Origin of the sequence: Chromohalobacter moromii, assembly GCF_023091865.1 — a bacterium.
Taxonomy (GTDB): domain Bacteria; phylum Pseudomonadota; class Gammaproteobacteria; order Pseudomonadales; family Halomonadaceae; genus Chromohalobacter; species Chromohalobacter moromii.
In genome coordinates this window covers 606,994-620,125 of the sequence record NZ_JAHXDI010000001.1, presented here as the reverse complement: position 1 = coordinate 620,125, position 13,132 = coordinate 606,994, and the positions used below count along the sequence as shown (strand labels likewise).

Sequence of the window (13,132 nt, the reverse complement as noted above, 5' to 3'; positions counted from 1 at the left end):
CCTTGTATTTTATCGGCGTGCATTTATAAATTTTATTTTTCGACACTCGGCTTTTAACTCAATTGAGAGATGGCGAGGCTAGAGTCTCTTGCGACCGCTTGGCCAAAACCGCTGGTGCTGTCTCCTGAAGACCCAGTGCCAGAATGCCTGCAAGGACACAGATACCGCTCATCAACCACAGAGGCGCGGCCTGGCCGGCAATGTCGGCTGCAGCACCGGCCAAGGTAGGGAAAACACCGCCACCAAAGACTTCGCCGATACCACACACGAAGCCAAGGGCGGTGGCGATGTATCGTGAGTCGACTGTCTCGGACGGGACGATGGCCATGAACAGTGGGAATATGCCATTCAAGGACCAACCGAAGAAAAACAGAATGGCCAGGATGAAGGCATGACCTTGGAAGTACATCGCACCAAGGGTCAGAATCAGCCCCATGAAGGGCGTAATGATCATGACCGGCTTACGGCCCACCTTGTCGGAGATGCCGCTGACCACGAAGCTTCCGACGGCAGCCGAGATGCCCAGAGTCCCCATCAACCAGCCCATGGCTTGGGGAGAATAGCCCCGAACACTGGTGAGGTAGATAGGCATGAAGGACCAGCAGACCACCAGATAGCCGACCAGCAGGATCGCCATCAGTGAGCAAATGACCATGTTCCGGTGCGCGAGCATCTCCTTGATACTCGGTCGCCGTGAGGCGGGTTTGTCACCCACCGCGGACGGCACCGGAGAGACGCCAGGTTCACGCATCAGCCACCAGAGAAGTCCTGCGGCAAGCAGCCCCGGCATACCGGCAAGGAAGAAGGCCTCTCGCCAACCAAAGGCCGAGGCCACGGCGACCAGCACCACCGGGGCCGCGAAAGAGCCCAACAGGTTCGACCCGAAGTTCTGCATCACGCCCATGGCCACACCCCGGCGTTCGGGTGTCACTTCCATGGCCGTCACCGTCTGCGATATCGGCAGGATGGGGCCCTCTGCAACCCCCATGAGCAGCCGTGCACCGAGCAGCAGCAGAAAGGAAGTGGCGAGCCCGGTCAGAAAGGAGCAGAGGGAGAAAATGATGGTGGCCAGAATGAGAAAAATCTTTCTTCGCCCGCTGCGATCGGACATGGCACCAAATATCAGGCCCGATATGGCCCAGGTAATCGACAGCGCAGAGGCCGTCAGGCCTATCTGGGTATTCGTCAACCCGAGTTCTGGTTGGACGAATGGCATCAGGAAGTTCAGCGCATTCCTGTCGAAAAAGACGATACCGAAGTTCAAGCTCAGCAGTGCGACCAGGATGATCTGATAGCGTGAGCTGGCGCGCGTGTTAGGCATGGCATTAGCATTGTTGTTGTTCATGGCTGATTAGCACCTTGCATTGGCGAGTGCGGCTTTTCAGAGACTCGAATACCGTCGGCACGTTTTTCAGCGGCACCGTCTCGGTAATCAAGTGGCGAGGTTCAATAGCACCGGCATCGAGCACATCCAGAGCACTTTCGTACTCGCGCCGGGAAAAGAAGGCAGCCGTTTGAAGGCGTACCTCTTTCGACAGGGCGGCGAAGGGGACGAAGCTATCGGGCTTGGTACACAGGCCGAGGAGCAGAATCGTGCCATGTGGCCTGACCTGATCGATGGCCTGTGCGATGAGACCTGGAACACCGGCACACTCGAAAACGATGTCCGCTTTCCCACCGAGCTCACGCTCCGCGCTCCCCACGGGATCGTTTGGCGTGCAGACGAAACCGGTTGCCCCCATGTCTTGGGCCCGCTGCTCCTGGTAACGGGCGATATCCTGGACGACGACCTGTCTCGCTCCGAAGCGACGCGCCCAGAAGGCGGCCGCCAGACCAATAGGACCGGCGCCGAGAATCAGCACGCGATCGCCGGGCTGCAGGCCGGAAAGCCGAACCCCGTGAAGCGCCACGGCCAGGGGTTCGACGATCGCGCCGTCCTCCGTGCTCACGCCATCGGGCAGCGCAATGCACTGGCGTGCCGCGGTGGCCGCGTACTCGCCATAGCCCCCGCCTTCGAGCACCATCTGTCGACACCAGGCCGGATCCCCCGACAGGCAGGAGAGACAGCGCCCGCAGCTTCGGAATGGCATGACGGAGACCTGCTGCCCCGGGCGCAGATTGTCGACCGCTGTGCCGCAGGCGACGACCTCGCCGGCATACTCGTGCCCCAGCACATCGCCGGGGCAGAGACCGAACACGGCGTCTTCGGTCATGTGCAGGTCCGAGCCGCAGATTCCACAGCGCTTCACCTGGATGACGACTTCGTCATCGCCCGGCGTAGGATCCGGAAGCTCACGGATTTCCAAAGGCCGATACAACTCATGAAAGACGGCAGCACGCATCAGTCGATCCTCCCGAGAGAAGTTCCGCCATCGATGACTAGCTGTGCGCCCGTCATGTACGAGGACGCTTCCGAGGCCAGATAGAGTGCGAGCGCCTTGATCTGCTCAGGGTCCGCTATTCGCCCGAGGGGCACCTTGGCGTCCCAGCTTCGCCGTACGGCTTCATCTTTGAGCCAGCCCCCACCGATATTGGTGGCAAAACCGCCCGGCGCGATGGTATTGACGCGTATCCCGAACTCAGCGAGCTCCAGGGCCAACTGGCGGACCATGTGGGACACACCGGCCTTGGCCGGCATGTAGGGGAGCCCTACCACGGGCTCGGTGATGATGGCGGCATTCGACGAGGTGACGACGATGGATCCGCGACGACGAGGTTTCATGTATTTCGCCGCCATGCGCACGGTGTTGAAGGTACCGGTCAGGTTGATGGCGATCGTCCGGTCCCAGCGTGCCGGGTCCAGCGTATCGACCTGCCCCTCTTCGTTGCGCCACCCGGCCGGATTCCAAAAGCCCGCGCCCGGGTCGATTCCGGCATTGGCGAAGACGATATCCAGATCGTCGAAGCGGCGGACATGTTCCTCGAATGCCAGGTCAGTCTGATCTCTGTCGGCCACATCGAGCGACTGGGCGTATACCTCGAAACCCCGCTCTCTCAATCGACCTGCTTCACGCTCCGCGGTTTCGATATCAATATCCGCGAGCGTGACCCTGGCGCCGTTTTCCGCCAACACTTCGACATACGCGAGCCCCAGACCCGACGCACCGCCCGTGACCAATGCCGAGCGCCCCTCGACGCTGAACCGTTCAAAAAAGCTCATGACATTCCTCACAGAAACAGTTGTTCGTTGATGGGAATGCCGTTTTCTTCGCAGTAGGTTACGTAGTGGTTGATGAACCAGAAGACGTCTAGAGTCTCTGCCCATTCCCCATTTTCGTCATAGAATTCATTGGCCCCCTGCATCCAGAAAAGCGCTTTCATGCCATTCGGTTCATCGGTCACCAGCGTGTGTGCCTGACCAGGCATTTCGGTGATGAATTCACCGGGCCCGCAGGTCCAGTCGTACTCCAGATAGCGGAAACTCCCCTCCATGCCGACGGCCCAGACCATGCCACGGTGCTTGTGCGTGCCAATGACGCCAGGTCCCTTTATCCACAAAATATTGCAGTAAACATTGTTCCTGACATCGAAAGCGAGATGGCGTATGGCAGCGTTTTCGCCAAAAGGAACCCACGGACTTTCCTCTTCCGAGAGCCCGACGTAACTCCCCTCTTTCCCGAATCGATCCTGCATTGCCTTCATCGGCTCTGGTACTTCGACGATTTTATAAGCATTGCTTGCGGGTGCATTCGACATGGTCTTTCTCCTCTAAATGCTAAGTCATACTGCTTTCCCATTAACTAAGAGCAAGCGGTATGCCACCAACAAATAGGAATAGACCTTTGTATAAGTAATAGGCATAACCCCCCATTGGGAAAGCAAAATATCACTCGCCCTAAAGACCAATGGATAACGGCAAGATAAAGCGCATTCTTTTAGGCTTTATAAAATTCATTATTTTCACAAAAAATTTTGAAAACTGAGGCCGGATAGAATTAATTCCTGCGACTTTGGTAGGGTAAATATATGCCCAGAAAACTGCGCCTTTCGGAGATCGCTGCGCAAGCTCAGCGAGCCAATTCTGTCGAAGATTCGCTGCATACCGGAGATCCGCCGACGCTACACGATTTGACGGAGAGCCTTCGCTTCACACCCAACGACGGACGGATCTGGTTCGATACCCGCCGCATGCTGCTGTTCGGCGCCAACTCTTTTGGCGCCTTGCGTCGAGAGCTGATCGAGGCCCTGGGGCCCATCGGCGCACGCGACCTGCTGATGCGAGTCGGCTTCTCGGCCGGCGCCTCGGATGCCGCGTTCGTGCGAAAACATTGGCCAGATAGCGACGATGCCGGGGTCTTGACCGCGGGTGAGCGCCTACATGCAGTGATGGGGATGGTGAAGGTCGAGACGATACGCCGCGATCACGACATTCCGAACGGCACCTTCGATGCGGAGTTTCTCTGGCATGACTCCATCGAAGCCGCCGAGCACATCAAGGCGTACGGTCTTTCTCCGGAGCCTATCTGCTGGATGCAGCTCGGCTACGCGAGTGGCTATGCCAGCGCTTTCTATGGCAAGCGCGTGATCTACCGTGAGCTCGAATGCGCCGGCTGTGGCTCTTCGCACTGCCGTATCGTGGGTGAAACGACCAATGAGCGCATGGACGACATCGATGATCTCAGCTGGCTGCAGCTCGATCGGCATACGCTGCCAAACACCGAGACACCGACTCGCACCTCTCGCAGAAAGACCGAGATGTCGTCTTCCCCCGGGGGCACCCCCACCGGAGGCGACTTCCAAAGAATCGTGGGGGTGTCTGCCGCTGTCAGCATTGCCTTGCAAAAGATCGAACGCGTCGCCCCCACACCAGCTACCGTGCTGCTCAACGGCGAGTCGGGCGTGGGCAAAGATCTCTTCGCCAATGCACTGCACCGTAACAGCCTGCTGGCCGATGGCCCCTTCGTCGCCCTCAACTGCGCGGCAATTCCCGAGACACTGATAGAAGCCGAGCTGTTCGGCGTGGAAAAAGGCGCCTTCACGGGGGCGGAACGCAGCCGGCCCGGACGCTTCGAACGCGCCGATGGCGGCACTCTCTTTCTCGATGAAATCCCGTCACTGAGTCTGGAAGCCCAGGGCAAGCTGCTGCGCACGCTGCAGGACGGCGAGATCGAACGCGTAGGCGGGGGCCAGTCGATCCGGGTCGACGTTCGGATCGTCGCCGCCTCGAACAAGGATCTCTTCCAGGAGGTGCAGGCTGGCCGGTTCAGAGAGGACCTCTACTACCGCCTGAACGTCTTCCCTATCCGCCTTCCACCGCTCAGGGAACGGCGCGATGATATCCCGCTGCTGGTCGAGCATTTTTCACGCCACTACGCCGAGCGCTATCGGAAATCCATTACCGGGCTTACCCGGAAGGCCTCCGACGCCCTGTTGGAATATGACTATCCCGGCAACATCCGCGAGCTCCAGAACCTGGTGGAACGAGGCGTCATCAATGCCATCGATGGCGGGCCGATCGATGTTTTCCACCTGTTCGAGGACACCGGCTTCTCCTCGAACCCTGGCCCCAAACTACGAATCAACGACGCGGGAGATCTCGAGACGGCCAGCCCCGCCGACTCCGCTGAGGTCAAAAGATCTGACACGACGAGCAAGCCCGCTGCCGAGCAAGAAGTAGAAATGCTCGAAAGAATACTCAGAGAGACCGAAGGCAACGTCTCCCTCGCCGCCCGTGAACTGGGCATCACACGGGCCAAGCTGGCCTACCGGCTTCAAAAGCTGGAACTGGATCCTGGCGCGTACCGCTACCCACGAAGACCATAAGAGTCGCCAGAAGGGCAGACGCTTATAGCATCGTTCACCGACGTAGGTTCCAGAACTTGCTCCACCGCCGATGCGGGTTTCCTCTTCCTTTACCCTGATGGCAGAGACGTTTGTGTGAGATGTGACGGTATTTACCTGACAGTTGACCACTGAAAGCGAGTTGGCCATAGCGCTCCCCGTGGACTGTAGGGAAAATGTCTGAAGATCGGCCGTAAAACTATAAGGAAACGACTAAGGCCAGCGAATAAAAAGTAGCACAGCGCCAGCTCAGCCTCCTAAAGCTGGCCAAGGGTCTGCAGAATGTAAGCATGGACTGCAAGCTGATGGACTACTCGCGACAGCAGTTCTATGAGATACGGCGCAACTATCAAACCTTCGGCTCCGATGGGCTCGTCGACAAGCTTCCCGGGCCGCGGGGACCACACCGCAATTGCGTCAGCGAAGAGATCAAAACGGCCATTCTCGAGCACAGACTGGCCTTCCCCACCCACGGTCCGGTTCGCGTCGCTCAAGAACTGGCGCTACGTGGCATCCAGGTCAGCTCTACGGGCGTCAGAGGCGTCTAGGGACGCCATGATTTGTGACCCGTCATGAGCGCCTGCTGCGACTCGAGCGCGCCACGCGTGAGTAGAAAATCGAGCTCACTGAAGACCAGGTACGCCAGCTCGAACGCTTTAGCCCTGAGTTCCGTGAACAGCATATCGAAGTCCACCACACCGGCGAGTGGCACCTTCTTCGTCGGAACGCTCAAGGGGGTCGGCAAGGTCTATCTGCAGTCCGTCATCGACTGCTTCAGCCGCTACGCCTGGGGGCGCCTCTACACCAGCAAACTGCCCACCACGGCAGTACATGTGCTCAACAACGACGTACTGCCTTTCTTCGAGGCCCACGCCAAAGTCAGCACGGTACTCAGCCACAACGGCCGAGAGTTCTGCGGCCGGAAGGATCAGCATCCGTATGAGCTGTTCCTTCAACTCGAAGAGATCGAGCACCGCACCACCAAGGTTCGGCGACCGCAGAGCAACGGCTTCGTCGAGCGGCTGCACCGCACCCTGCTGGACGAGCACTTCCGCATCCAGGGGCGCACCAAGTGGTACGAGGCCCTGGAAGAGATGCAGCAGGACCTGAACGATTATCTGGTCATCTACAACACGAAACGGCCGCATCAGGGCCGCAACATGAAGGGGACGACGCCCTATGCCGTCTTCAAGAAAGGACTCCCCAAGGGGACGAAGAAGGAGCCCAGGAAAACGGCAGAAAACACTGCTTAACTATAGGGAGCCCACGGGGGCATGTGTCAGGCGAACACCATCACTGTACATTCAAAATTCGACTAGCCGTCCATCAGCAATTTTTTTAATGAGTCAGCATGGGCTCTTATGAAGGGGGGTGGCAAAGCATTCCCCACCATTAAAGCAATACTTTCTTTACCATGGCTTGAAATAAACCTATATTGCTCAGGAAATCCCTGTAAAATAGCAGCCTCCCTAAGAGTTATTGCACGATTATCTTCTGGGTGCAAAAACCTACCTTTTGAGGGATTGTGGCACCCACTTGTAATGGTTGGTGAAACTTTATCCCATGACATTCTCCCATAAACATCCCTAAAGCCTCCGCTCCTTTTGTAACATGCCAAATGATACTTCTCTGGGAGCTCAAACCTACTCCCACCGTCTTTAGGTATCATCGATATGATGTTCTTGACTTCCTTGCTTCTTTTCTCAGGCATGTCATGAATCTCGTCGCCGCTATCACCGGCAGCTCCTAAGCCTTCTATAGCATGCCTGACTGTATTTTTCTTCAAGCTCTTTTCGGCCAGAGTCACCTTGCCAACTCTAGAGCCAAGCAATATCAACCTTTTTCTGCGCTGTGGAACATTGTAATCAGAGGCATCCAAGACATCGTAAACACATTGATACCCAGCTTTATTGAGCTCCTCATACACTTTTAAAAACCTATCATCGTCCGCAATAGAAGGAACGTTTTCAAGCATTACGCACTTTGGCTTGATTGCGTTAACAAAAACAAAAAAACTTTCAATCAAGTCATTGCGTTCATCTCTTACAGAACCTGACTTGTTCTTAGTCCTTAGCCTAGAGAAGCCTTGGCATGGAGGGCAGCCAGCAATAAGATCAACTTCACCCGGCTTCACATTAAGCTTTTCCATAAGCTCAACAGGATCAATTCTTTTTATATCTTCATTCAGCAATGAGACTTCTGGATGATTCAGTCTGTATGTTTCAGCCGCCTTCAAGTCTAGTTCTATAGCGGCAAGAACAGAAAAGCCTGAATGTTTCAGGCCTTCGCTTAAGCCACCGCAGCCGCTAAAAAGGTCTATAGCAACTAACTGTTTATCTTTAACCATAGCTAAACTTAAAAGACCTCATCCAAGCCATTCTCTAATTTGCCGTCTTATCTCAACAAAAGTGGCATTACTTTCAGGAATATTATCCAAATAAACTTTGAGCGCCACGGCTTCTTCGCCGGGACCTAAGCTGCTTGGAAGCTGTTTCCTCAGCCCCAGCTTAGCCGCATCAGAATCTTGAAAGCTACCTGGAGCGATACCAAAAATCTCTTCCAAAAAAAATTCTTCCGGATATTGACAGGGGAGATACCTTAAACGCTTTCCAACCCATTCAAGATACTCTTTCTGCTTTTCTATTTTTTCTTTCTGAGTTCCCTTGGGGTTATTACCGCCACTTAGTGAGAATTTGGGGTTTACACCCACTTCCGCAAGTATTATACCACCGAATTGATGACTTTGGGAGTCAGGTATAGAGCTTGGTTTTGTGAACTCATGAACGTTCCTCTGATCACCATCTAAAAGAACGTAACAGTCGCTCCCTGATATAATATGCCCAGGCACCTGATAACACAAAATCTCATTCGCACCACCTGGCGCCACTACAACCTCGCATGCCTCTACTTCACCATGGTCCATTGCACTTAACGCATGCTCAACCAAGACTTTGGCCAAAACATCCTCTACATAAATGGCCTTCTTTCCGGTTTTTTTGCCAAGCCTATTTAGGGCCACATAGGGAGAGCACTCGTTTAATATGATAGATTTTCCATTATCTTGCGCCTCCACCACTTTTATTGCCTTATCAGGCAAGCCTGATAAAAACTCCATCGAATGAGTTGAAACTACAACCTGTAGCTTTTTTCTTTTAATTTGTTCGAGGAGAAAGCTCAGGAGTTCTCTTTGAGCTCCTGGGTGCAGAGATGTCTCAGGTTCATCAATAAGAACGAGGGCGTAATCATCAGCTGAGAGAACATTAACTACAATCTCAACTACTGAGACCTCACCACTCCCTGCAAAAGCCTCTGAGTACTCTATCCCCCTATCAAAAACGACACTAACATCTTCACTTTTTTGCCCAGAATAAAGGGAGTGCCTTAGATAATAGGCGGATTTGTACTCCCTGCCTAGAATACAAGAGATCCAGCTAACTTCTTCATTACTTAAAACTCTGTTTTCAAAAACTCTCTCCGGCCCTCCGCTGACATGCCAGCTTTCAATCCCCTCTCGCAAAACACGTTTAATTCTTTTCGCCCCGGCTTTCATCTCGGCATGTTTTTTTCGTAAATCTGACAAGGGAAGCCCATAACTAAAAGCCCTATCAAAAGCCCCAACTACGCTCCTCATGTTCAGGTTAACAACCTGCCGAACAACGGGATTCCATCTATCTTGATCTTTCCTTGAATATTTTCCAGACGGCATACTAGCCATACCGTCGCCTTTGGTAGCCTTAGTTGGTTCCCAATACTCATACTTCCTGACTGTACTATAGACACGTGCCTTTCTGGTCTCTACATAATTCTTATATTCTTCGTGCCAATGCGAATATATGTATCGCGGCGGATTATTCCTCTTTGCTTCAATTGGGTCTAATTCAGTTGAGAACCAGTAAACCGCAGTACTCTCGCCCTCAGGCATCCCATGTAAAGCATGTAAAACAGAACTTTTCCCCGATCCATTTGCTCCTACGACTGCAGTAAACGGAAAGTCGAACTTTATCTCTGAATCTTTCTCTAGGCCCTTGAAATTCGGGAATCGCGCGCTTCCTATAAAGTTCTTAAGCTGCGAGCCTGGCTTAAAGTTATAAACAATATCCACTAACGTCTTTATTTTTTGCTCACAATTACTCATGCTATTCCCTGCAGTTCTCAAAATATTTACTTTCGCATTTTCATGAAACGAAGAAATTTACGCGGATATTTATCTCTTTTTTATTTTATTAAATCCTGGGCAAATACAGCCCTTTTACTCAAGGGGACCTCCTATCCCTGAAGCCTTCCGCCCTGGTACCACCTCGCCGCTACCTTTCCGGCTAGTCGGTATCCGTCCCTGTCTGCTTGAGCGTCTTCCGTGCCTGCTCGATCTCCAGGCTGATCTGTCCTACTTCCTCAATTGCCCGATCTTTCATCGGCCACAGCGATTACTTCGGCCAACAGCATCAGGGGCAGCCCCACATCAATCCGCTTCACCATCAACGTAATGTGTGTACTTTTTCGCACTTCCCTTCACCTGGTCGGCGGGATACTTCTCCGCATTCTTCTCCATCTTCGCCCGGCATGCCGCTTCGATATCCACGTCCAGCTTGCCCGCCAGCCGGATCAGATAGAGCTGCACATCGGCAATTTCGTCGCGCACGGCGGCCAGTTGCTGCTCATCCAGCTCCCTGGACTGCGCCTCGGTCAGCCACTGGAAGCACTCCTGCAGCTCGGCTGCCTCCACCGTCAGCGCCATGGCCAGGTTCTTGGGCGAGTGGAACTGGTCCCAGTCGCGCTCGGTGGCGAACTGGTCCATGGAATCACGGAGCTGCTTGAATGGGTCTGACATCTAGGGCTCACCTGGTTCTGCGGTATCGGATAGCGGTGAGCATGCCTGCTCTGCCGCTCGCTATCTAGCCTACATCGGTATAGGCGGCTATCCGGCCGCCTGCTTGCTCACAGCACGGAGAGGAATTCGCCGATGACCTTCAGATCCTCAAGCTCGTCTTCGAGCACGATGTCCTTGTAACCGAAGGCGTTGGTCTGGGGCTTCAGCACGATTCGCTGGTTCACGTACTCGCCGTACTCCTCGATCTTCTCGCTCTGATACAGCTTGATCGTGAAGCTGCCGCCGTGGTCGGGGTCCTCGATGGCGCGATGCTGCACCACGACGACCTTGCCTTGCCGTGTGCCACCAGGGTTGGCACGGAACAGGCACCAGGCGCCATTGGGGATGCGCCGATTCATCGACTCCCCCACTACCCGGCTGACGAACAGGTCGGGGCTTACTCGCATGAAGTCCGGCAGTTCGACCCAGTGCTCGGCGTCGGCGATCTGCATCTCGCTGAACTCGCCAGCGGCGAAGCTCAAGTCGTACACGGGCACATGGCGCTCGAACGGTGCTGCCTGGTCACGCGTCACGATGGGCAGATGCAAGCCATCCAGCATCTCGGCATCCTCGGAAGCGTCCAGTCGCTCTGTCGCTGCTTGAGAGCGAGCAAAGGCTGCGAAGTACTCGCGAGTCTCGGGATCCGTGGCATAGACGTAACAGCCCTTCTGGCCCCGCGTCATCAGCGTGCGATAAGTGTTCTTGACGATCTGGTCCGCAATGGCGCGGGCATGCTCGGGCTGCTCCTTGAGCATCTTCTTGTAGCCATGCACGGAACGATCCTGCCCTGCCCGCTTCCCCGCGTCCGTCACCACGCGACCGTCACGAATCACGAAGTCGTCGCCGATGATGACGCCGACGTAGTCGAATTCGAGTCCTTGGCAGGTGTGGATGCAGCCGACCTGAACGACAGAATCCTCGGCGATGGCCCAAAGCATGCCGTCGTCATCGAGGTTCCACTGGGCCGCGAAGCCATACTCGGGAAACACGATGTCCATGGCGTGCTTGTCCTTCTTGCTCGCCCAGGGCCAACAGTAGCCCGCCACCATGCGTGCCTTGTTGGCCTTGCGGTTCTTATCGAGAATCGCCCGGCGCATGGCGCTCGGGTCATCGAACACCTGGAAGTCGTAGTCGATGTCATCCAGATCGGTGTTGGCCGTGGTGCGAATCTGAAGGGCGTGATCGAGCCATGCCAGGTAACCGTCCGAACCGTTGCAGCGAAACTGCGACGCCAGCTCTAGCTCGTGGACATCGGCTCCAGACTCCGCCGCCCGTCGCCGGATCTCCTCTACCGTCCCCACATCTTTCAGCGTCACGCGCTGCGCTTCATCGATGAAGAAGATCGAGAAGCGTGAGGCGGCGATCACCTCCTTGATCTGGCTCTCGCCCAGGTTCTGGTACATGCCGGACTTTTCATTCAGCCGATGCGCCTCGTCGACGATCAGCGCATGGAAGGTATCCGGCTCCGCGTTAACGTAGCTGCCCGAGCCCTTGAACAGGTTATCGATGTGGGTCTTCTTGCGCGTACCGGTCAGCTTTTTCTTAAAGACTTCCCGTGGGGCCGAGTTACGCGACACGTACTGCGTCATCATCTCGCGCTTCGTCAGCTCCACCAGCAGATTGATGGCCACCACCGACTTGCCGGTGCCCGGACCACCCTTGACGATCAGGCACTGCTTGCCGCCTTTTTCCGCACGATGAGCAAGATCAAGCGCGGTTTCATAGACCAGTTTCTGCTCATCGATCATCAGGAACTCGGCATTGCCCTGCATCATCGATGCCAGAGCATCCGCCAGGTTCTTGCTCGGCTTGATCACACCATGTTCGATGCGATACATAATGTCGTTGCTGTCGCCGTACTTGATGTGCTGGCTGAGAAACTCCGAGAGCTTCAGGGCATCCTGCGAGATGAAGACCGGCGCACGGCTTGTGTGGTGCTCGTAGAAGGGATCATTGATGGCATCGGCCTGCTTCATGTTGTGCAGGTAGGCACAGGGCACCAGGCGGATCGATTCGGAGCGTACCGTCTCGTTGTAGTCCTCGATCAGCGCGCCATAGGACCATGCCTGATACGACGGGTGATTGGTCTCGCGGACACCGCCACCAAGCTGAGTACGCACGATGGCATCCTTTTTGGTCACCTCGACGGACTGCCACTGCTTCAGTTCCACGATGACGGCGGCATCGTCTCGCTGGTGATTCTTGCCGGTCAGGATGAAATCCACGCGGCGATTGGTCAGCGGAATGTTGTACTCGATGGCCACCCCGGCCGACGCGGGAATTCCCTCATCGAGCAGAACGCTCATCATGAAGCGAAGGGAGTTTTCCCACGACGTCACCTCACCACGCGGCGAGTTGCGGTTCAGTCTGCGCGCCACCTCGTTCTCGATGGCATCGCTTATTACATTCGCACGCACATCATCGATAAACTGCTGCTTGGTGGCGTTATAGACCAGCATTACCCAGGAATTCCTTTAAAACCAT

The 13,132-nt window shown here is 55.2% G+C and carries 9 protein-coding genes and 1 pseudogene; 2 read left to right on the top strand and 8 right to left on the bottom strand.

Features of this window, described 5'->3' with window-relative positions:
- Positions 1-58: 58 nt before the first annotated feature.
- Genes KZO83_RS02830 through KZO83_RS02815 form a run of 4 tightly spaced genes read right to left on the bottom strand, consistent with a single transcriptional unit; the run spans position 59 to position 3,696 of the window.
- Positions 59-1,345: an MFS transporter gene (locus tag KZO83_RS02830; RefSeq protein WP_247619683.1), complete on the bottom strand. Its 1,287-nt coding sequence runs from the start codon at positions 1,343-1,345 to the stop codon at positions 59-61.
- Entirely contained in the window at positions 1,326-2,342 is a 1,017-nt protein-coding gene (locus tag KZO83_RS02825) for an alcohol dehydrogenase catalytic domain-containing protein (protein ID WP_247619682.1), read from the bottom strand. The genes KZO83_RS02830 and KZO83_RS02825 overlap by 20 nt, the downstream gene beginning before the upstream one ends.
- Positions 2,342-3,160 carry an SDR family NAD(P)-dependent oxidoreductase gene (locus KZO83_RS02820; RefSeq protein WP_247619681.1) on the bottom strand — a complete coding sequence of 273 codons (819 nt, stop codon included), beginning with the start codon at positions 3,158-3,160 and terminating at the stop codon, positions 2,342-2,344. The genes KZO83_RS02825 and KZO83_RS02820 overlap by 1 nt, the downstream gene beginning before the upstream one ends.
- An 8-nt stretch (positions 3,161-3,168) precedes the next feature.
- Positions 3,169-3,696 carry a 2,4'-dihydroxyacetophenone dioxygenase family protein gene (locus KZO83_RS02815; protein ID WP_247619680.1) on the bottom strand — a complete coding sequence of 176 codons (528 nt, stop codon included), beginning with the start codon at positions 3,694-3,696 and terminating at the stop codon, positions 3,169-3,171.
- Positions 3,697-3,966: 270 nt separating this feature from the next.
- On the opposite strand from KZO83_RS02815, the gene KZO83_RS02810 reads away from it, so the two are divergent.
- Both KZO83_RS02810 and KZO83_RS02805 read left to right on the top strand, forming a co-directional pair.
- Positions 3,967-5,763 carry a sigma-54-dependent Fis family transcriptional regulator gene (locus KZO83_RS02810; RefSeq protein WP_247619679.1) on the top strand — a complete coding sequence of 599 codons (1,797 nt, stop codon included), beginning with the start codon at positions 3,967-3,969 and terminating at the stop codon, positions 5,761-5,763.
- A 248-nt stretch (positions 5,764-6,011) separates the two neighbouring features.
- Positions 6,012-7,034 (top strand): annotated as a pseudogene (locus tag KZO83_RS02805) (integrase core domain-containing protein); the annotation flags it as partial.
- A 62-nt stretch (positions 7,035-7,096) separates the two neighbouring features.
- On the opposite strand, the gene KZO83_RS02800 reads toward KZO83_RS02805, so the two are convergent.
- The 4 genes from KZO83_RS02800 to KZO83_RS02785 form a co-directional block, all read right to left on the bottom strand.
- Positions 7,097-8,128, bottom strand: coding sequence for a DNA cytosine methyltransferase (locus KZO83_RS02800; protein WP_247619678.1), 1,032 nt, complete (start codon positions 8,126-8,128; stop codon positions 7,097-7,099).
- 18 nt (positions 8,129-8,146) lie between these two features.
- Positions 8,147-9,916, bottom strand: coding sequence for an ATP-dependent nuclease (locus KZO83_RS02795; RefSeq protein WP_247619677.1), 1,770 nt, complete (start codon positions 9,914-9,916; stop codon positions 8,147-8,149).
- A 324-nt stretch (positions 9,917-10,240) separates the two neighbouring features.
- Entirely contained in the window at positions 10,241-10,609 is a 369-nt protein-coding gene (locus tag KZO83_RS02790) for a nucleotide pyrophosphohydrolase (RefSeq protein ID WP_247619676.1), read from the bottom strand.
- Positions 10,610-10,716: 107 nt separating this feature from the next.
- Positions 10,717-13,107: a DNA/RNA helicase domain-containing protein gene (locus tag KZO83_RS02785; RefSeq protein ID WP_247619675.1), complete on the bottom strand. Its 2,391-nt coding sequence runs from the start codon at positions 13,105-13,107 to the stop codon at positions 10,717-10,719.
- Between the last annotated feature and the right edge of the window lie 25 nt (positions 13,108-13,132).

Bases quoted from the DNA above. Each gene is read 5' to 3' on its own strand.
- KZO83_RS02820 (WP_247619681.1), bottom strand. From the start codon at position 3,160: ATGAGCTTTTTTGAACGGTTCAGCGTCGAGGGGCGCTCGGCATTGGTC.
- KZO83_RS02795 (WP_247619677.1), bottom strand. From the start codon at position 9,916: ATGAGTAATTGTGAGCAAAAAATAAAGACGTTAGTGGATATTGTTTAT.
- KZO83_RS02790 (WP_247619676.1), bottom strand. From the start codon at position 10,609: ATGTCAGACCCATTCAAGCAGCTCCGTGATTCCATGGACCAGTTCGCC.
- KZO83_RS02810 (WP_247619679.1), top strand. From the start codon at position 3,967: ATGCCCAGAAAACTGCGCCTTTCGGAGATCGCTGCGCAAGCTCAGCGA.
- KZO83_RS02800 (WP_247619678.1), bottom strand. From the start codon at position 8,128: ATGGTTAAAGATAAACAGTTAGTTGCTATAGACCTTTTTAGCGGCTGC.
- KZO83_RS02815 (WP_247619680.1), bottom strand. From the start codon at position 3,696: ATGTCGAATGCACCCGCAAGCAATGCTTATAAAATCGTCGAAGTACCA.
- KZO83_RS02825 (WP_247619682.1), bottom strand. From the start codon at position 2,342: ATGCGTGCTGCCGTCTTTCATGAGTTGTATCGGCCTTTGGAAATCCGT.
- KZO83_RS02785 (WP_247619675.1), bottom strand. From the start codon at position 13,107: ATGCTGGTCTATAACGCCACCAAGCAGCAGTTTATCGATGATGTGCGT.
- KZO83_RS02830 (WP_247619683.1), bottom strand. From the start codon at position 1,345: ATGAACAACAACAATGCTAATGCCATGCCTAACACGCGCGCCAGCTCA.